Source organism: Acinetobacter sp. YH12211 (assembly GCF_013418015.1).
Taxonomy (GTDB): domain Bacteria; phylum Pseudomonadota; class Gammaproteobacteria; order Pseudomonadales; family Moraxellaceae; genus Acinetobacter; species Acinetobacter towneri.
On sequence record NZ_VPCW01000003.1, the window covers coordinates 168,219 to 187,556 of the forward strand.

The 19,338-nt window shown below is 41.9% G+C and carries 18 protein-coding genes; 2 read left to right on the top strand and 16 right to left on the bottom strand.

Annotation, left to right across the window (positions count from 1 at the left end; genetic code table 11):
* Nucleotides 1-109: 109 nt before the first annotated feature.
* The 4 genes from FTU98_RS02875 to rpe form a co-directional block, all read right to left on the bottom strand.
* Entirely contained in the window at nt 110-1,009 is a 900-nt protein-coding gene (locus tag FTU98_RS02875) for a copper resistance protein B (protein ID WP_179989101.1), read from the bottom strand.
* The gene (locus tag FTU98_RS02880; RefSeq protein ID WP_180050361.1) at nt 996-3,041 is read right to left on the bottom strand and encodes a multicopper oxidase domain-containing protein; all 2,046 of its coding nucleotides are present in this window, start codon (nt 3,039-3,041) and stop codon (nt 996-998) included. The genes FTU98_RS02875 and FTU98_RS02880 overlap by 14 nt, the downstream gene beginning before the upstream one ends.
* Before the next feature lie 45 nt (nt 3,042-3,086).
* Complete coding sequence (locus FTU98_RS02885) at nt 3,087-3,608, bottom strand: hypothetical protein (protein WP_004975247.1); 522 nt, start codon at nt 3,606-3,608, stop codon at nt 3,087-3,089.
* A gap of 426 nt (nt 3,609-4,034) precedes the next feature.
* On the bottom strand, nt 4,035-4,721 hold the full coding sequence (rpe, locus tag FTU98_RS02890) for a ribulose-phosphate 3-epimerase (RefSeq protein ID WP_178867928.1): 687 nt from the start codon (nt 4,719-4,721) through the stop codon (nt 4,035-4,037).
* A gap of 229 nt (nt 4,722-4,950) precedes the next feature.
* Between rpe and FTU98_RS02895 the strand changes: the two genes are divergently transcribed.
* Nucleotides 4,951-5,232 carry a DUF2218 domain-containing protein gene (locus FTU98_RS02895; protein ID WP_180050388.1) on the top strand — a complete coding sequence of 94 codons (282 nt, stop codon included), beginning with the start codon at nt 4,951-4,953 and terminating at the stop codon, nt 5,230-5,232.
* A 10-nt stretch (nt 5,233-5,242) separates the two neighbouring features.
* On the opposite strand, the gene FTU98_RS02900 is transcribed toward FTU98_RS02895, so the two are convergent.
* The 9 genes from FTU98_RS02900 to FTU98_RS02940 form a co-directional block, all read right to left on the bottom strand.
* Nucleotides 5,243-6,274 (bottom strand): M48 family metallopeptidase, encoded by a 1,032-nt coding sequence (locus FTU98_RS02900; RefSeq protein ID WP_180050364.1) that lies wholly within the window; start codon nt 6,272-6,274, stop codon nt 5,243-5,245.
* Nucleotides 6,275-6,288: 14 nt separating this feature from the next.
* Nucleotides 6,289-7,392 (bottom strand): YjgN family protein, encoded by a 1,104-nt coding sequence (locus FTU98_RS02905; protein WP_180050367.1) that lies wholly within the window; start codon nt 7,390-7,392, stop codon nt 6,289-6,291.
* Nucleotides 7,393-7,560: 168 nt separating this feature from the next.
* Nucleotides 7,561-8,400, bottom strand: a complete 840-nt coding sequence (gene fghA / locus FTU98_RS02910; RefSeq protein ID WP_154320404.1) for an S-formylglutathione hydrolase — start codon at nt 8,398-8,400, stop codon at nt 7,561-7,563.
* 18 nt (nt 8,401-8,418) lie between these two features.
* On the bottom strand, nt 8,419-9,828 hold the full coding sequence (locus FTU98_RS02915) for a C13 family peptidase (RefSeq protein WP_180050370.1): 1,410 nt from the start codon (nt 9,826-9,828) through the stop codon (nt 8,419-8,421).
* Between the two features lie 146 nt (nt 9,829-9,974).
* A complete protein-coding gene (locus tag FTU98_RS02920) occupies nt 9,975-10,796 on the bottom strand; it encodes a class I SAM-dependent methyltransferase (RefSeq protein WP_179989105.1) in 822 nt (273 codons plus the stop codon).
* Entirely contained in the window at nt 10,790-11,614 is an 825-nt protein-coding gene (locus FTU98_RS02925; protein ID WP_096902125.1) for an undecaprenyl-diphosphate phosphatase, read from the bottom strand. The genes FTU98_RS02920 and FTU98_RS02925 overlap by 7 nt, the downstream gene beginning before the upstream one ends.
* Nucleotides 11,615-11,626: 12 nt before the next feature.
* Nucleotides 11,627-12,292, bottom strand: a complete 666-nt coding sequence (tsaB, locus tag FTU98_RS02930; RefSeq protein WP_096902124.1) for a tRNA (adenosine(37)-N6)-threonylcarbamoyltransferase complex dimerization subunit type 1 TsaB — start codon at nt 12,290-12,292, stop codon at nt 11,627-11,629.
* A 160-nt stretch (nt 12,293-12,452) separates the two neighbouring features.
* Nucleotides 12,453-12,983 carry a gamma carbonic anhydrase family protein gene (locus tag FTU98_RS02935; protein ID WP_131261917.1) on the bottom strand — a complete coding sequence of 177 codons (531 nt, stop codon included), beginning with the start codon at nt 12,981-12,983 and terminating at the stop codon, nt 12,453-12,455.
* Nucleotides 12,984-13,014: 31 nt separating this feature from the next.
* Nucleotides 13,015-13,611 carry a CoA pyrophosphatase gene (locus tag FTU98_RS02940; protein ID WP_004975226.1) on the bottom strand — a complete coding sequence of 199 codons (597 nt, stop codon included), beginning with the start codon at nt 13,609-13,611 and terminating at the stop codon, nt 13,015-13,017.
* Nucleotides 13,612-13,734: 123 nt separating this feature from the next.
* Here FTU98_RS02940 and FTU98_RS02945 point away from each other — a divergent pair, with 123 nt between their 5' ends.
* Entirely contained in the window at nt 13,735-14,283 is a 549-nt protein-coding gene (locus FTU98_RS02945; RefSeq protein WP_026438436.1) for an NUDIX hydrolase, read from the top strand.
* A 101-nt stretch (nt 14,284-14,384) separates the two neighbouring features.
* On the opposite strand, the gene FTU98_RS02950 is transcribed toward FTU98_RS02945, so the two are convergent.
* Genes FTU98_RS02950 through FTU98_RS02960 form a run of 3 tightly spaced genes read right to left on the bottom strand, consistent with a single transcriptional unit; the run spans nt 14,385 to nt 19,326 of the window.
* Nucleotides 14,385-16,295, bottom strand: coding sequence for a flagellar protein FilF (locus FTU98_RS02950; RefSeq protein ID WP_180050373.1), 1,911 nt, complete (start codon nt 16,293-16,295; stop codon nt 14,385-14,387).
* Nucleotides 16,296-16,315: 20 nt separating this feature from the next.
* A complete protein-coding gene (gene filE / locus FTU98_RS02955; protein WP_179989110.1) occupies nt 16,316-17,668 on the bottom strand; it encodes a putative pilus assembly protein FilE in 1,353 nt (450 codons plus the stop codon).
* Nucleotides 17,662-19,326 carry an OmpP1/FadL family transporter gene (locus FTU98_RS02960; protein ID WP_070154334.1) on the bottom strand — a complete coding sequence of 555 codons (1,665 nt, stop codon included), beginning with the start codon at nt 19,324-19,326 and terminating at the stop codon, nt 17,662-17,664. Before FTU98_RS02960 ends, filE begins: the two co-directional genes overlap by 7 nt.
* Nucleotides 19,327-19,338 lie beyond the last annotated feature (12 nt).

Below are 19,338 nucleotides of genomic sequence, written 5' to 3' on the forward strand. Positions count from 1 at the left end.
AAATACAATAGGCTCAGTATAAACCAAGCCTATGTATTTAGGGACAATCTATTCTATTTAGAAGCAGCAACGATCCATTGACTTAATCATTGATAAATACCCCTAATCATTAAAACCTGAAACGCAAGCCTATCGCATATAAGCCGCTCTGCTCGGAATCGGTTGCAGACTGCCAATCAGTGTGTTGATCACCTTTCGTATACTCATAACCTGCACTGATATACGGCATGATGTTCTTGCTGATTTCATAACGCATTTCCACACCCACAGCTGCGCGGTTGAGTCCTGTTTTTTTCGCATATTTGGCATCATCCTGCAGAATAACATCTACATCTAAATAAGGCTGTGCGATCAATTTCTGAGTCAATAACAGATCCCGTGTGGTTTCCAAACTCAAAGCCGCATATTGATCCTCACCCAAATAAAAATAAGCATCGGTTTCAAAAAAATATGGAGCTAAACCATGTAAGCCAAACACAGCGTCAAACTTATCTTCTCGGTCTGTTTGATGCTCTTGCTGATTCACTTCGTGTCGATAACGCACACCTGCTTGCACATCCCAAAAATCTGAAATCATACGACTGTATAACAACTTGGCATCATATTCAGTCGCTTGTGACTCTTGCTTATCGCTATGAATTTTCACAAACAACTTGTTTTCATCAGTTCCGATACGAGTTTGTAATTTAGATTTGAGCACTCCCTCGGCATGATCATTCACTTGCCATTGCGTATCTAAAGTGCTCACCGCGTACACCTGCGCACCATGTTCTTTACGATGATCGTGTGACTGCGACTCTTGCACGGACGAATCGGATTGATGCGATTGATGCGATTGATGCGATTGATGCGATTGATGCGATTGAGTATCAGCCTGAGCTGCAATTGTTGCAATCTCTGCTGAACTGGCATGTGCACTATGCACCTCTGTCGCTGCTAGCCCAACTGTACTGATGCAGCAGACAGAAATACTTAAAACTGTTTTCGCAAAAAGATTAATGTTGTGCATGTGCTGCTCCTTTTTGCGCTGTCGCTGAAGGGGTTTGAGTGGCTTGAATTGCTGTGGTTGAAAGCGGTTCATTTTCACTCACCTGCGCTACAATCAATTTATTCATCATTCCCGCGCTCATGTGATAGAGCAAATGACAATGTATTGCCCATTCACCTAATTCATCTGCAGTAAGCAGTGCAGTTACAGTTTGACCTGGCGGCACAATTAAGGTGTGTTTATTCGGCATTTCTGCTGCCGTTTGACCATTTTCCAACTGCATAAACATGCCATGTAAATGCATTGGATGTGCCATCATGCTGTCATTGATAAATTTAATCCGAATACGCTCACCATATTTCACCTTGAGTGGTGTGGCATCACTAAATTTCTTACCGTTGATTGTCCAGATATAACGCTCCATCGTACCGCCTAAACGCACGACCAATTCACTGCTTGGTTCACGTGTATCTGCTTGTGGCTGCAGCGATTTCAAATCTTCATAGTGCAAGGCTTTATGCCCCGCGGGTGTAGAAGCATTTGCCCATCCATATACCACCGCATTTTTGTGTTCTGTTGAAGGCATGCCATGTTGTGTATGCGTATTTTCAGACATTGTTGCATGGTTCATCTTGGAATGATCCATTTCCGACATTACCGCACGATTCATCTTGGAATGATCCATTTCTGACATCGCTACATGGTTCATCTTGGAATGATCCATTTCCGACATCGCTGCATGATTCATCTTGGAATGATCCATCTCCGACATTGCTGCATGGTTCATCTTGGAATGATCCATTTCCGACATCGCTGCATGGTTCATCTTGGAATGATCCATATCCGACATCGCTGCATGGTTCATTTTGGAATGATCCATTTCAGACATCGCTGCATGATTCATTTTTGAGTGATCCATTTCAGACATCGTTGCATGGTTCATCTTGGAATGATCATCGCCTGAATGCTCTGTAGCATGCCCCATATCTTGCATGGTGAGTAAAGCACGCGGGCGCGCTGCAGGGAGCTGTAGATTTGATGTTGCAGAATGAAGTTCACTCTGCAAGCTACCCACAGCAAAACCTGAGCGGTCTATTGATTCCGCTTCAATTTGATAATGCGCTGCTTGAGGTTCAACAATCACATCGTAGGTTTCTGCAGTGCCGATACGAAATTCATCCACAGTAACAGGTTTGACTGGCTGACCATCGGCACTGACCACTGTCATTTTTAAGTTTGGAATCCGCACATCATAAAACGACATGGCAGAGGCATTGATAAAACGTAAACGCACTTTTTCATTTGGCTTAAATACACCTGTCCAGTTCTGTTCAGGTGTCTTGCCATTCATTAAAAAAGTATAGCCTGTGACATCGGAAAGGTCGGTTTTCAGCATGCGCATCTGATTCCACATTTTGCGGTCTGACCATGTGGCTTTTAGCCCATCACGCTGTACTTGACGCCAAACATCACCTAAGGTTTCACGCTGATTTTGATAAAACTCGGCTGAAATTTTTAAATCTTTCTGAATTTTATTGCTAGATTTTTCATGAAAATCTGACAGCATCACCACATAATCACGATCTGTGTATTCATGTGCGTTTACGGCTGGCTTGGCTTTAGGATGAATCACCAAAGAGCCGTATAGACCATCTTGTTCCTGACCTTTGGAATGTGCGTGATACCAATAGGTACCACTTTGACGTACTTTAAATTGATAAACAAAATGTCCTTGTGGCTTAATCCCTTGAAAACCATTAAATCCAGGCACACCATCCATCAAACCGGGCAACAATAAACCATGCCAGTGAATAGATGAGTCCTGATTTTTTAATTGATTATTAACGTGAATTACCGCCTCATCGCCTTCTTCAAATTCGAGTGCAGGCGCGGGAAATTGTCCATTGACTGTAATACGTTGAACAGGTTTTCCCGTGATATTGACCGTTTGTTCTGCAATGGTCAGGTGATATTCCTTGACCGCAGCAAATGCAGAACTCGAACACAATGCACAGACTGTTAAAAACAGCGCAGGCTGATAAAATTTAGACATGACTTAATCCTTAAAATAAAACGTAAAAGTGTTTTGAATTCAGGATTAAGCTTTGGGTGGACGTAAAATTTGCTGCCAATGCCCAAGTAAATGTTGAGCTTGATAAGCAGGCAACAGAATATTGACAGATGAAAGTGCTACAGGTTGAATCAGTTCAGGGACTTGCACATTCAACACACTGTTTAAGCTTTGACAATGCAACTGCGCACAGTCCTGACAATTCATCTTTGCAGTAGAAAAATCAGCCGAGCCATAACAATCTGCCGCATTTAAATCGGTATCCGTTGCGGATGTGTGCTGACTGAGATGATGGTTGGCCTTGGCATCATGCCCAGATATATGCTGCTTGGTTTCAGGATGCGTTTGTAAAGCTGTGGTATGACAATCTGGTAAAGATGTCATTTCACTCGCTGCGGTTGCAGAATGTCGAATCTCAGACCCTGCTGCCTGATTTGACATCATCCAATCATGTGCAGGTTTTACCGCAGCACTAACAATACCACTCCACCCTATGACAAATGCCATCAGGACAACAAACCACATTTGTTTGTAGGGTTGAGTCAGCACTAAATAAATTCCTGAGTATGAAAGATGCAGACCTGAACTTGCACAAGAATTGAACATTTTTGCCAAGTACAATCCACAATCTACAATGCACTCAATATAATTCAAGCCCCACTTATACACAATATCTTCTGCATTGAAAAACAGAGTGAATCCGTGCGATTTAAAAGCCAACTAAAACAATCAAGTTATATATTAAGCAACTTATTTTTATAATTAACTGAGTAAATACTCAATAAATTCAGTGTATTTAAAATAAACAAAAAGGATTCGATTGAATCCTTTTTATACTTATTTTGTATAAGTCATAAACAATTGATGTACAAATGTTTATAAATTAATCGGCTTATCCATAGTGTTATCAACATAGATATCCATACGGTTATCTACAAAGTTATCCACAGCATAAGCACTTGTGATTGTAGAAATTTATACTTCGACTGCGCCAACTTTTGCCAATTCAGCACGCATTTCATCAATCACCGTTTTATAGTCTGGCTTGCCAAAAATTGCTGAGCCTGCAACAAACATATCTGCGCCCGCTTCTGCAATTTTACGAATATTGGCAGGTCCCACACCACCATCGACTTCTAAACGGATATCACGACCTGAAGCATCAATGATTTGACGTGCCTGACGTAATTTCTCTAAAGTCATTGGAATGAATTTTTGCCCACCAAAACCTGGGTTCACACTCATGAGTAAAATCTGATCAACTTTATCAAGTACATAATCTAAATAATGCAGCGGTGTAGCAGGGTTAAATACCAAACCCGCTTTTGCCCCGCCCGATTTAATCAGTTGCAATGAACGATCAATATGCTCTGAAGCTTCAGGATGGAACGTGATAATATCTGCGCCCGCTTCCAGAAAATCACCAATCATGCGGTCTACAGGTTTCACCATTAAATGCACATCAATTGGTGCAGTAATACCATAGTTTTTCAATGCCTTACACACACCTGCACCGAAAGTTAAATTCGGTACATAGTGATTATCCATCACATCAAAATGCACCACATCGGCACCTGCCTGAAGTACATTTTCCACTTCTTCGCCTAGACGAGCAAAATCTGCAGATAAAATAGACGGCGCAATTAAATAAGGCTTGGACATGGGAGAACCTAGCTGAAAATTGGGATTGAGGCGCATTATAGCAAAGACTGCTTGGTGTGGTGGATTCTGTTACGATTGGATCATTTAGTTCGATGATTCAGTTGGATTATCCAATTTGATAATTCTATATGCGCAACGCTCTGTTGCAGCATTCCACTGTTCTTTCAGTCTGGCTTTGTTATGCTAAAGGTCTTTACTCATTTGAACAAAATGCTGGTTTCAACAGATGATGAACAGTTCTGCCCATATTCAAACAATGCAAGCAAGCCGTATCGCCAAGCGTCTACTCAATCACTGGAAACATAAATTTGACGTTGTAGACAATGCAACCCAATACCAAATTATGATGCCAACTGCCACAATTCTACTTATACCCCAAACACATGAGCTTGTAGTTGAAATTCAGGTAAAAAATACTGAAACAGATTTAAGTTACCTCGAACAAGTCGTGCTTGATCATTTAAGTCGTATGGGACAAACAGAATTGAGCGCGGTTTGGCAACGGTACTAACTGTTTCATGTTAAGGCGCTAAACGCTGCGTTTGTTCAAAATCCTTAACCGCTTGAATACGTTTTTGTGTTGCAGGATGGCTTTGTAAAAAATCCAAAGGGCTTTTGGCGGTGTCTTCACCTGCATCTTCTGCCAAACGCTCCAGAAAATGGGCAAAATGAATGGTTGGAATGCCCTGAGCATGCATCGTATTTAAAGCATAATAATCTGCTTCAGATTCAAAATTACGTGAATAATTTGCCCCCACGAGCGCCACAGGCAAGGTCGAAACTAAATCTGTACCATCTCCTGTAATCGCGAGCAAAATAATACTAAACCCTAAGCTCGATAAAGCCTGTTGCAAGCTGTGTCGTTCTACCAAATGCCCTTGTTCATGTGCCAACACGCCAATGATTTCCTGATCATTCTCCGCCAATTCCACCAATTCATCGGTCAAAATAATGGTGTTATTCGGAATTGCCAGAGCATTCGCGCCTAAGCGATCACCTTGTCGAAACAGCACTTTGGCAGGTGTATCTCCTGCAATAAGCTCGCGATAATCTGCCAAAATTTTCTGCTGACGTACTGCGGACAATTGACTTGGCGCTGTCATATCTAAAATATAACGCTCTGCTTCATCACCAATTTGATTTAAGGTGTTCGCAGGCAATTGAAAGGCAACGTATTTTGATGCACTTGGGATGCCCCACTGCACTGTGACAAATACCATCAACGACACAAAAACCAGACTAAATACTATCAGACTTGGCGTGCGTTCCAATTTCCAGATGGAATGCTGCAGCTGTTTATTGCGCAGTTGAAACCACTCAGGCAAAGCTTGGGAAAATTCAATACGCGCATCATCTTTGAGTTCAATGACAGGTTGGATTTTACCTAGTGCGCCCACCAACATCATGTCTTGATAATGATAACGTCGTTGTTGCTGTAAATTTTCACCATAGCGGATGAGTACCGACTGAGCATCTATAGGAGAGATTTTGGCTGCCCATGGTTTAGACACCACACCATCATAAAACACCACATCCACGATCTGTGCCGCCATCTTCATCTCCTACCTTACAGCGATACATCAATATCAAAAATATCACTGATTTCTTCTGCTAGTGCGCTATGTTCAGCTTGCAGTTGATTGATCATCAAATCTGGATCATTTTTTAAATGTAGACTTAAAGACTCAACCTGATAACGATATAAACGAATAGCTGCCCATGGGGTCATTAAACCCAAACTCAGGACTTTCACAATCCAATTGGTCACCACAATCCAAGTATAGTGCCACTGCCCACAATCGGTCTGAAATTCACTACGACTGATACTGGTATTGTTCCATGTAGTGATAAAAATTCGCGCCGACATTAGTGGCCAAATTAAAAACAACCCCAACAGATAAACCGCTAGAAATAACCAAACCAACTGCGCAGGATTACGACTCAACTGTCCTGCCAAAGCCAACATTATCCCGACTGCAAGCAAAATGCCAAAAAACAAGAGAACAGGTATATACATCGCGCGCATATATGCTGGCCAATCTGCTTTCAGCTTAAATTTAAGCTGTCCTGCATATAAATGGTCCAGGCAATAACGCTTATACATCCACACCAACACAGGAAAAAATAAGCCCAATGTAAACAGATTAATCACGATACATTTTAAAAATACCCAATAGGCTTCTTTGTTACTGCCTGAAAAATAAAAACGCGCATTGCCAAATTTACTATTTCGCGCCTTGAAACGGATGGTCGCTCGAATCAACCACGGCACAGCCAAATATAAAACTACCACGCCAATAACCATGGCTTTGACTGAATAATTGGAAACCACCGAGATCGCAACATAAATTCCAATGGCAATTAAACGTCCCAATAAAATTTTATGTGGGATGCCTGTAAAATCAAAACGACGTTTGATTAATTCGGTATTGCCATAAAAGTAGCGCAAACGACGTACTTTTGCCCACGGTGCATACAGCCCAAAGGTCACAATCATCAACAAAATATTGACAATCCAAATACCAAAATACTCTGAGGCACTACCATGAAACTGAAAATGATGAATCCGTCCAAGTAATGGATTCCGTGCGGGTGGCGTCGTAGGCTCCGCTGCAAAAAAGGGGGAAGATGGCATTGCTTGTTGTGGTGAATCCCATTCTGAATTGTGCATGTGATGCCTTATTTATTTTATTGTGCGGTCGTTATTTTACCCAGACACTCAAACCCAAATGAGCAATCTTTCCAAATGGTAAAAAAGCAAGTGTTCACCATTCTAATAAAAAGTGAACAACTTGCCTAGAAAAGTTTAAAAATCAATGCGTAAAATTGAGTACTTGGCTTAGTCCGCTTGCAATTGTACCGCATGGAATTGCAAATGCTGATCTATAAAGCTTTGAATGAAATAATAGCCATGATCATAGCCTGCATGTTCCCGCAAACTCAATTTTTGCCCAACCGCATCGCAAGCTTGCTGAAATAATGCAGGATTGAGCTGACTATAAAATTGATCTTTCAATCCCTGATCAATCAAAATTTCACTGAACAATGCACCTTTGACCTGCACCAAAGCAGTCGCATCGTGCTGTAACCATACTTGCTGATCTGTACCTAAATAATTAGAAAATGCTTTTTCACCCCACGGGCATTGGCTTGGCGCACAAATCGGAGCAAAAGCAGACACGGATTTAAATTTTTCAGGATATTTAAACGCGAGGGTCAATGCACCATGACCGCCCATACTGTGCCCCATGATGCCAACGTGCTGTGCCTGAATTGGGAACTGTTGCAGCACCAATTGATAAAGCTCATCGGTGACAAAAGTTTCCATTTGATAATGTGCCGCCCACGGTGCTTGTGTCGCATTGATATAGAAACCTGCCCCCTGTCCAATATCCCAATGGTCGCCTTTGGCAACAGCTTCGCCACGCGGTGAAGTATCTGGACTAATCAAAATCAGTCCCAATTGCGCTGCCATGTGCTGCGCATGTGCTTTAATCGCAAAGGTTTCTTCGTTACAGGTTAAACCTGCCAAATAAAATACCGCAGGACAAGCCTGCCCCGCCAAAGCTTGTTCTGGTAAAAAAATGCCAAACTGAGTTTCAGTCTGTAAAGCATTGGAATGAAAACGATAAATTCGTTGCTCACCCTCAAAACAGCGGTTGTTCTGAATTAACTCCATCACCCTCTCCTCTTTGGCTTATTGAACAGATTGCGCACTCAATTGAATTTCAGCCGATGTTGCAACACTTTTTTGAGGAAACAAACGCTGCTCTAATTGTGGCAACATCAATTCCATATTTTTACCAATTGCCCATTGTGGCTCTGAAGGTTCAAAACCTTGCGCTTGCTCCCATTTCGCCACAGTCACTTTGGCTTCATTAAAAGCATTAGCAAAAGAGTTTTGTTCACGCATAGCCTGATCAAAAAAGGCACGACCAAAATAAGTATAATCAGCTTCGTTTGAACAACCAAACGACTCACGATCTGCTGCCGATGCAGTAATCACTAAGGTATTATCATCTTGCAAGGCAGATACAAAGCTACCTGAATAACAGGCTGAAATGACGATCACACGCCAACGAATACCCGATTTATCCAAAGTATCGCGTAACCATTTCGGATCGACCTGATTTAAGTCAAGTGGTGCATTTTCAACTTCAAAATGATCTTTTAAACCGTGTGAGGTCATATATAAAAACAGCACATCACTTTCACGGTTCATGCGCTGTCCAATACGGCGCAGCGCTAATTCAATACTGGTTTGCGAAGCAATTGGAATTACATTGCGGGTCATTGGGTTATTAATTAACACCATCGAACGCCCAAAAGTACCAAAACGGGTATCAAACTGTTCACGAATGCGCTCAATTTCAGACATAAATACGTCTTGATAACTCGCCCCTGCAACACCTAAAAAGTACCAATGCGATTGAGCAAATTCCCCATATTGAATACTGTCTAAAGCTTTATTGAGTACACGACTTTGTGCATAAAAAGCTTCTTCGCTTAGACTTGGTGGAACTTCTTCTACTTTCCAAATGGGCTGACTTTTCACTGACATTTGCCAAACTACCAAAGTGAATAAGGTCGCCAAAACAATCAGCGCACGTTCCCACCACGGCCAATGCAATTCACGTGAAAACACCCATACCACTGCCAAACTTTGCCAAACAAATAGCACCATAAAAATGGTAGGCAAATAGTCATACAACACATACGGCAAGACATCCATCATGCCCATGTATTGAATCAAGCTTTGTAATAATGCAACGTGAGTATCTAATACCAACCACAACAAAGCAGGTACTAACAATAAACGCGGGTTATTGACACGCTGAGAAAGAATAATTCCGACAATTAAGGCAATAAAGGGCCACAAGGCATAACTGACCAAACCTTGTGGGTTAAATTCACCCACTTCTCCCGCGACCAACCAACTGAATAAGGTATTGGCAAGACCACCTAAAATCCCCCAAAAAATCAGTTGTAAGATAGAAGGACGAATAATTTGCAAAGAGCGTCGCGAACCCAAAAATAACCAAACGCCTGCGGCTTGGTTGCTTTTAAAATCGTGCCAAAAATTAATGGAGGGTTTGAAGTCAATCATAGGATTCTGTTAATCGCAGCTCGCGTTTCCACACTCCAAGTTTATGCTTGTCGTCGTAATTATCAATTGTCAATTTTAACTATATAACAAATCTTTGCGCATTATAGAAGCATTGAACGCCTTGCCACTGCTTTAGTGGTATAAATCTACCCATTGTTCAAATTTGCTTGGAAATAGGCATCAAATCGGCAAGCATCACCCTGCCATTGATGTGTGGTTTCCTGCCCCGCCAAAAATACAGCCAAACGTGGGCGCTTCACCACAACACGTTTGGCAATTTGCTGTGCCAAACCCAGTAAATGATCACCTAAATCCATTTCGCCATCTTCAGGTAACAGCAAATGTAATAACTGCATTTGTTTTTTGACTTGTGCCTGCTTTTTCTGCGCCTGTTGATGTTGATCTCGCTGCGGAAACATCGGGTCTAAATACACCACATCAACCACTTTGCCCTGCGCTGCGCAGTTGCGTAAATAATCTGCTGAATCTGTAAAAACCAACTGGATACGGGCAACAACACTTGCTAAAAAAGGATCATCTGCGGCTTGGCGTTTAGCATCCTCCAACAAAGTAAAAAGAATAGGATGACGCTCCAACAACGTGACCTGAGCACCCAAGTGTGCCATGAGTAAGCTGTCGTGTCCTAATCCTGCCGTAGCATCAATTAGGCTTGGTTTTTCCGACAAATTACAGGCACGAGCAATCATTTCCGATTTTAAAGAGGCACGTTTCAATCGCCCAACTTCAGCTTTCCAATCGGGTTGCATTTTCATGCCATTGGCACACAACCACAACCCTTCAGCATCTACACACAATGCCAATTCAGGGTTCAAACGCAAAAAACGCGCATTGAGTTTTTCTACTGTTTCAATGCACGTTTGCACGCCTCTAGACAAAAGCACAGCAGAATAATGCTGTGCTTGAGTGAGCCACTCGGCTTCGGTGTATAAGCGAAGTTCGCTTACCATAGTTTCCAGCCTGTGAATGCGAACAATAAAATGATTAAACCTGAAGCAATACGATACCAAGCAAAAATCATAAAATCACGTTTCGCCACATAAGCCACCAATGCACGGATCAGCAAAAGTGCGGAAACAAAAGAGACGATGATCCCGAAGCTGAGTACGGTCCAATCTTCAGTAGTTTGGAATACATCATAGCTTTGATATAAGTCGAGCAAGCCTGCGCCAATAATGACAGGAATTCCCAAAAAGAAGGAAAACTCAGTTGCTGCTTTTCGCGATACACCCAAGAACATCGCGCCAATAATAGTTGCACCTGAACGCGAAGTCCCCGGAATCAGCGACAATACCTGAATTAGACCAATCCAAATCGCATCTCGATAAGTTAGTTCTTCAACCTCATGGGCACGTACTTGCGGTGGATGTTTTTCAATCCACATAATAATAAAACCGCCAATAATCAAACCTATCGCCACGGCAACATCATTAAAGAGTAATTCTTTTACAGTCTGCCCAAAGGTCAATCCAATCAAAATAATTGGAATAGATGCTATGATCAGACCAAAGCCTAAGCGTCGACCTTTTTCTTCGCCTGTAAACATACCTGTGGCTGCGCCCCATAGACGTGCCCAATACTCATATATGACCGCTGCAATTGCTCCCATTTGAATGGCAATCACAAATACATCGCTTTTTTCTTTGGTCCAAAAGTCCATTAGCTCTGCAGCGAGAATCAAATGTCCTGTGCTAGAAATGGGTAGAAATTCGGTAATCCCTTCTACAATACCCATAATTGCCGCTTTGAGCAGCAGTAAAAGATCCATAAATAACCCTAATTATGCCTTGCCTTGTTCTGGAATTTTTTTCCAAGCATTGTCACGTAAATAGACAGGCAATGCTTGTTCTGCGCTGACCCATTGCTGTTGCTGTGCACAGACGCGTGCAATAGTAGCAATATCTTGTGCGGTTGCACTTAAGCCTTTGTATTGTATTTGTTCTTGATCAATGAGACCTGCACCAGAACCGACCAATTGAAAGCGTACCGTCTGTGCAGCATCGCTATAATTCAATAATTGTTCCTGATCAACCGCCTGCATGATTCCTTGTGCATCTAGCTCAAAACTGGCGATATACACTTCATTCATGCGTGCATCCAACACAGCCGTAACTGCAGTTAATCCTTCAAGACGATAAGCCGCCTGCGCCAATGCCTGCAAAGTCGATACAGGAATTACAGGCACATCATGCGCCCACGCCAAAGCTTGCGTGACTGCCGCATTAATTCGCACACCGCTAAAAGAACCCGGGCCACGGCTAAAGGCAATTGCAGTCAGATCAGCCGTACTAATTTGAGTTTCAGCAAAGCCTTGCTCAATCATCGGTAAGATGGTTTGCGTTTGTGCTTTTGCTCGCGCATCTAATTGAAAAAAGAGTTCCTGTGTTTCATCTACAATCGAAACGGAACACTGCTCATTGGCAGTTTCCAATGCCAGCAATTTCATGCACAACCTTCAAGGAGTAAATATCAAAAATTGGCGTTATGATACTCCACTCCTGAAATTCACGCGAGGATTTACATGCCTTAGATTGCAATTCCTGAGTATAAAATTCTATGTAATTACAGCTAAAAAATGCGTTTGACTAAACGATGCAAATTCTATTTTAGAGTGTTGCAGGCTCTAGGTTTACAAAATGCTGAAAATGTTCAGCATAGTGCAGCGCACTCATTTTTAAACGTGCTTCTGCAGACTCATCCAAAGTCTTAACCACTTTACCGGGAGAACCCATCACCACAGAATTATCGGGAATCACTTTCCCTTCAGGAATTAAAGCATTGGCACCAATAATACAGTTTTTACCAATCACCGCATGATTCAGCACCACTGCATTAATACCAATCAGGGTGTTATCGCCCACGGTACAACCATGTAACATCGCCAGATGTCCAATAGTCACATAATCACCAATCTGCATTTCAATACCTGCATCGGTGTGCAACACAGCATTTTCCTGAACATTACTAAAATTACCCAATTTGATTTTACTGTTATCGGCACGTACCACAGCCCCAAACCAAATACTAACTTTCTGTCCCAACTCAACCTGACCAATGACCGTGGCATTATCCGCCACCCACCCATCCCACGGTTGCTGCATTGCTTTCGGGGCATATCCTTTAAATTTATACAACATGGTTCCTTCCTATCTTCACATCAAAATTTTTCTATTTCTTAAATGTTGGTGAATTTAACAAAAACGGCCATTCTTTACGATAATCCAAACCATATTCAAATAAAGACACCAACATCCGCGCTGTTAAGCCCCAAACCACTTCATCTTCAACCTGCATACTCGGAAAATATAATTTTTGTTGTGCAAAGCTCACTTCATACGGCGTTGGTGGCGCTTCCATTAAATGCTGTAAAGAGGCAAAAAAGATCCGATCAATTTCTGAAGGTTGTGGAATTAATTCTACTTTTGGAGGAATCAGCCCCACCACAGGCTTAACCAACATTCCATTACGGGCTTTTTGCATTGGCAAGTCACCAATCAACTGCACTTCAAATGGATTTAATGCGGTTTCTTCCTGCGCTTCACGCAATGCCACCACAATATTACTGGTATCTTGCGGATCGCGTTTGCCACCAGGGAAAGACACCTCACCCGCGTGATTATTGAGTAAGGTAGAACGGCGGGTTAGCAATACCTTTGGATCAGACTCGTCGGTAATGGCAATCAATACCGCTGCATGCGCTTCCATGAACGTTTTAGAAAAGCGCAAACGTTGCTGTAATAGATGCGTGAGCGAATGATCAATCATGCCTTATAATTCTCCTTGTCTAAGTTTTCATCATAGCTGAAATAGGTGGGCAATAGATAGAGAGGATGCCAAAGTTGAAATTTTCAGTTATTCTGAGAACTCCCTTCAACAATGACGATCACTATGAACTTTTGTGGAAATTGTGGACAAAAAACAACAACGAAAATTCCGCTTGGCGATCAGCAATTACGTCAAGTGTGTAGCGCATGTGGCAATATTCACTATGTCAATCCAAAAGTCATTTGTGGTGCATTGGTCGTTTGGGAAAATAAAGTATTGTTGTGTCGTCGTGCAATTGAACCACGCTATGGTTTGTGGACTTTACCCGCAGGCTATATGGAAATGTTTGAAACCATGGAGCAAGGTTCTGCCCGTGAAACCCGCGAAGAAGCCGAAGCGGAAATTGAAATCGAACAACTTTATTGCATGTATAACATTCCACGGATTGGGCAAATTTATGTGCTGTTCAAAGCTCAATTGTTGAATGGTCAATTTGGTGCAGGTGAAGAAACCATCGAATCACGCTTGTTTAGTGAAGATGAAATTCCGTGGTCTGAATTGGCTTTCCCAAGTGTAGAACGTACTTTACAACACTACTTTGCAGATCGAAAAAACAACCATTTCACGACCCACTTAGAAACCTTAGGTTCACGTACCGATCATACGGGTTAAAAACCCCACATGATGTTCATTTGAATCAAGCTAAAATCTGAATAATAAATAGCCCACTGAGTAGTGAGCTATTTTCATCTCTATATCATAGGAAATTAATGCTAAATACGCACTTTATCTGGGTTATAACATTCGGCAACATCTAGACTTACAGCTCCACCTTGGGCTTTCACCAAAGCTTTATCTGCATCAGTTGCTAAAGCAGGGTTTTGAGCCACGTAAGTTGCAAGTTGCGCATGATAAATATTGCTCCACTTCACTGTTGAGCCATTGAAATCAGACAATGTAATACGTGTAGAGTTGGCTGCAACTAAATTGCCAATATTGGCACGTGCACCGCCCACCACTTGACCATTTCCACCTTCAACCGCTTCAATTTTGGTATTCAAACCAATGACTGCGCCATCAAGTTTATGAAATTTTGGATTGGCTAAAATCATACGCAAAGTGACTGCTTTATTGTCGATATCGGTTGCACCTAACACACCTATACGGTATTGCTGCACACCATTTGTATCAACATATTCAGCACCAGACTGACGAATTGCTGCACACTGACCAGACATATCGGTTTCTGTGGCATTTGGTGCTATATCTGTACGAATATTGCCATCCTCATCTAAAACAACACCTAATTTGATGCTATCTGTAGTCGTTCCGCCATCAAAATTAAAGGTCAAGGTTGCATAAATTGGGAAAATATAGCGACTGCCTAAAGGTACATTTTTCTGGGTTTTAAAAACGCGATTATCCAAAAAGTTCACAGAAAAGAATTTATAGGCATCAAAAGAACCTTTGAACTGATCGGTACCTATGGTTTGTTGCCATTGACCATAATCTGCAGGATTCGCTGTTGTAGATTTGGTCAATAATTTATAAAAACCTTCCGTGCCTGCAATTAAATAATCATTAAACACCTTACCTTGGGTAATTTTAAAATCATCAGCCGCATTGTCATTCACACTAAAACGGAATGGCCCCTGAATACGTTTATTCAATGGGTTGACCCATGTGGTTTGTGCTGCTGCTACCATACGCTCAGGACGTACTTTACGAATCAATTCACCACTCACCGTTAAAATTGGGTTGGTCGTGTTTGCAGACACCGCACCTTTCCATTGCATACCATAACCGAAGGTATATCCAGAACGGTCTGTGATTAGTTGATATTGCCCAATGAGGTGTTTCAAATCTGCGACCGTAGATTTACAGTCTGCCAAATTACAGCCATATAAACCCTGTGGCAATTGTGAGTCTTCTTTGGCTAAAATTGGATAGTTAGCTTGATAAGATGCCGAGTTATTCATGTAAACCAAGGTGTTTAATGCTTGATAAGCATCATCTTGAGATACCTGTGACACATCTACCCACGGGCGTAAAATACTGGCATAAGCCCCTGAACGATAGTCACCAAGCTCAACGGACTCAGCAACATTTGCCAATTGTTCTTTTTTGAGTGTCGTAATCGTTAAAGGCTGAATATCGCCTGCGACAAAATTTTTATTTTCAAGAGATAAAGCCTGTAAAACACGTACAATTGCAGTCGCGACCTGTATCGTTTCGTCACTACTACTTAAACTCGTTGCTTGGCGTCCTGTTAATCCACGTGCCATATCTAACACACTTAAACGTGGATAACCCGCACCTGCAGTACTGACCATTCCAATATCAGACAATGATACTGTGCCTAAATCAATATATTGATTGGTCTTTTCCTGAATAAAGAAGTGGACTTTATCTCCTTCACTACATTTACCTGTTGCCGCATTACTTTTCGGCTCAATCATGGTGATGTAGGTTTTACTGGTATCACTGCTACAGGTAAAATTCAAACCATCCACAGGATAATCCAATGCAAATTCCACGCAGTTTTTTTTTGTACTGGCACAACTCCCGTTGATATACGCCACAGCATTAGGCTCTGGATTAATATTGGCACTTTCTCCACCACAGCCACTCAATGCCGCCATCAATGCTGTCGTTGCAAAAGGTAAAATATGTCTTGTTTTCATCCTGAATTCTCTTATTGTTGTTAGCGTATCGCAATGAGTTTTAATTGCCCTTGGTTACTGAGCGCGCGATGTTCCATATCCACTGCAGAAGCCAATGGCGTTAATAATACATAGTGGCTATTTTTTGGAAGTTGCAGCATACCTTCTATTACCTCGTGTCGTAAGACATTGCCTGCAGTATCCTGATTTCTAAAACCACCTGCACCTTCAATCACACAGCCTTTTTGATCCAGAAAAACCACAAACGGCCAATAAAAGGTCGGTTGATTTTGCTTCATGGCATAAGAGTTGATTTGAATATTTTGAATATTGCCTTCTAACTTCACCAATTCATAATCAAATTTTTCGGTTAAGGGAGCTCTAGGCCACAAATTTAAATCTTGTTGTGCTTTTAAGGTTTTAGCTTTATTTTTTTTGCTTTCAGCAAAACATTGCTGCCCCAAACCCTCAATTGCTTCAGCTTGATTAACACGATAATAGTCTGCAGCCAAAACAATAGCGTGAGGCTCAGCAACCGATTGCTTTTTAAATAATTTATTGAGAACGGAACGGCTTACACCACGTTCACGTTCGACCACTTGCATACGAGCACCACCGCCATTTTTTGTGTCAATTATGCCTTCTGGCATACTATAAAAGCGTTTTTTTCCTTCTAAATTAAACTCCTGATCTTCCAAATACTCACTTTTAACATACTGTTCTCCCGCCATCTCCATAAAACCCGTTTGTTGGGCAGATGCATGCGATGCTTGATCTGGTGTTTTTTTAGAAACAGACACTGTGGATGGATCAATCGCAAATTGCTGAGGAAGCTGTTGTAAATCCTCTAGTACAGATGGTTTTACCGCGACTTTGTTGATCGCTGCTTCTTTTGCCAATCCTGTTTGATGAACAGATTCCGCACTGGAAATATCTTGCTGCACTGCATTTGGCTCAGTGTGTGATGCACGCAATGATGAGTTCTCTTTGCTTTGACTAGCCTGATTTTGTGACATAGCGGATTGTTCTGAGATATTCGGCTTAGACAAATTCAGTTGCTTGCTCGCCTGAACAGAAATATTTTTAGATACCTGAACGGATGTTTGAGCAGTTATCTGCTGTACTTGATGCACCTTGTCTTGCTTAAACTGGTCTTGTTGTTGGTTTTCTTGTAGTTGCTTTTGTTGGACTTGCTTTTGCTGTTGTGCGGTTTCCAACGCCTGTATCGTTTGCTTTTTTTCTGCAGCATTACGCTGCACCACAATTGGACGACCATCTGGTCCAATAATGGTGTAAAACTGATTCGCGTAACACACCGATCCCATACTGAAAATCAGTGTGAGTATCGACTTTGAAAATAAAGTCCGTTTTATTTTCCGTACTGAACTTACCATCGTGTTCTATAACTCAATCCAAGAATTGTAATTTTTGTATCCGTTTTCACATTCAAACCCGCATAAGGGTTTAACAGCAGGTTATTCACACCTTCCTTATTGGCTAAGCTACTGGTATTGGCTGGAATTTTATCCTTACTTTGTAAAAAGCCGATGGATAAATCAAGGTCTGTATCTGCATCAAAACGATATCCCACACCCAGACCGAATAAACGTGCATTATTAATTGGTACCATAGTGTTACGTTTATTGTCAGGAATCGCACTACCACGTGGTTCATAACCCGCACGCAGTTTTAAACGGTCTGTGGCTGAATATTCGATGCCAACACCCCAGTTCCACGGTGACTTAAACTCTAATGGCAAAGCTAAACTGTCATCAGACACATGCTCCGAAAGCAATTTTGCAATTTTTAATGCCGAGATTTGACGGTCAAACTCGAATTTGAATTTATCCCATGCTTTATAGTCAGTCCAGCCCACATCAAAATTGACTTGTAAATCAGGCATGACTTTATATTTTATCCCCGCTTGAAAGTGCGCAGGATATTCAAAATCCATAGAAACCAAACCAGACTCACTGGCTGGAATATAACTTGGGAAACCTAAAATTGCCGCTAAAATCTGACCTGTTGGTGAAGACATCAAACCATTAATTAACTCACGTGGTGCTTTCGAGTTATCAATATGATATTTGCCCTTTAAGCGCATTTTAGCTGCACTCTGATACACCATACCAAAGCTAAAATCTTCTGTCGGTTCCCACAAAATACCCAAGTTATAACTCGGGCTTAAACTTTGCTCAACCGCCAGTTGCATTTGCCCAAAACGGGAAAATGGATTCATGCCTTCTTCGGCATTACAAATCCCGAGCAACAAAATATCGGTGATGATATTGGCGTTTTCTTTAAATGGCGTACAGACCACTTCATCCACCATACGTAACATCCCGATCAGTTCATTCGGGAAGCGTAAATCGGTATTCATGGCGATGGCTTGGTAAGACATCCCAATTGACGCACCGACTGACAATTCATCATTGACTTGATAGGCGATAGATGGAGAAAGATAGGTGATACGTTCTAAGGCAACCTGTTGTCCCATAAAGTTACCAGGGTTACCATTTTCGGCACCAAAGCCTGCAATCAGCGGTGCATATAATGCGGTGGCAAAGGTTACTTTGGAACCAGGTGGATTATAGGCAATACCGTTGGTTGGCGCTGCCAGTGGCATACCCTTACCTAAATCGACAAATTTTTTCAGAATCGGGACATACAACGTTGGATATTCGACATCGGCTTGTACTGTACCTTTAAAATCGGTACAAAAATCGGCCAAAATTTCTGGCCCATCGTTACACACCACAGGGTCATCAGAATAACCAAATACGTCATAACCTGCTGGAACAGAAAGCTCACGCTGTACATCAAAATGTGCCAATACCCCTTGCACATCTGTTTGCAAACCTTCAATCTTGGTCAGTGCAGCAGGGTTAAAGTGAATCGCACTAATACCAGGAGGATCTGCAGTGACCGCATTCCCCATAGTCAAAGAACGAATATCGACAGATAAGTTTTGTCCAAGCTGCGCAAAAGCAGCCCCTGAACAGCCCGACAGTATAATTGCAGTCACTAACGGGCGAAGTCGTATCATTTTCATGCGACTAGCCTC

Bases quoted from the DNA above. Each gene is read 5' to 3' on its own strand.
- FTU98_RS02875 (WP_179989101.1), bottom strand. From the start codon at position 1,009: ATGCACAACATTAATCTTTTTGCGAAAACAGTTTTAAGTATTTCTGTC.
- FTU98_RS02880 (WP_180050361.1), bottom strand. From the start codon at position 3,041: ATGTCTAAATTTTATCAGCCTGCGCTGTTTTTAACAGTCTGTGCATTG.
- rpe (WP_178867928.1), bottom strand. From the start codon at position 4,721: ATGTCCAAGCCTTATTTAATTGCGCCGTCTATTTTATCTGCAGATTTT.
- FTU98_RS02895 (WP_180050388.1), top strand. From the start codon at position 4,951: ATGAACAGTTCTGCCCATATTCAAACAATGCAAGCAAGCCGTATCGCC.
- FTU98_RS02900 (WP_180050364.1), bottom strand. From the start codon at position 6,274: ATGGCGGCACAGATCGTGGATGTGGTGTTTTATGATGGTGTGGTGTCT.
- FTU98_RS02905 (WP_180050367.1), bottom strand. From the start codon at position 7,392: ATGCACAATTCAGAATGGGATTCACCACAACAAGCAATGCCATCTTCC.
- fghA (WP_154320404.1), bottom strand. From the start codon at position 8,400: ATGGAGTTAATTCAGAACAACCGCTGTTTTGAGGGTGAGCAACGAATT.
- FTU98_RS02915 (WP_180050370.1), bottom strand. From the start codon at position 9,828: ATGATTGACTTCAAACCCTCCATTAATTTTTGGCACGATTTTAAAAGC.
- FTU98_RS02920 (WP_179989105.1), bottom strand. From the start codon at position 10,796: ATGGTAAGCGAACTTCGCTTATACACCGAAGCCGAGTGGCTCACTCAA.
- FTU98_RS02925 (WP_096902125.1), bottom strand. From the start codon at position 11,614: ATGGATCTTTTACTGCTGCTCAAAGCGGCAATTATGGGTATTGTAGAA.
- tsaB (WP_096902124.1), bottom strand. From the start codon at position 12,292: ATGAAATTGCTGGCATTGGAAACTGCCAATGAGCAGTGTTCCGTTTCG.
- FTU98_RS02935 (WP_131261917.1), bottom strand. From the start codon at position 12,983: ATGTTGTATAAATTTAAAGGATATGCCCCGAAAGCAATGCAGCAACCG.
- FTU98_RS02940 (WP_004975226.1), bottom strand. From the start codon at position 13,611: ATGATTGATCATTCGCTCACGCATCTATTACAGCAACGTTTGCGCTTT.
- FTU98_RS02945 (WP_026438436.1), top strand. From the start codon at position 13,735: ATGAACTTTTGTGGAAATTGTGGACAAAAAACAACAACGAAAATTCCG.
- FTU98_RS02950 (WP_180050373.1), bottom strand. From the start codon at position 16,295: ATGAAAACAAGACATATTTTACCTTTTGCAACGACAGCATTGATGGCG.
- filE (WP_179989110.1), bottom strand. From the start codon at position 17,668: ATGGTAAGTTCAGTACGGAAAATAAAACGGACTTTATTTTCAAAGTCG.
- FTU98_RS02960 (WP_070154334.1), bottom strand. From the start codon at position 19,326: ATGAAAATGATACGACTTCGCCCGTTAGTGACTGCAATTATACTGTCG.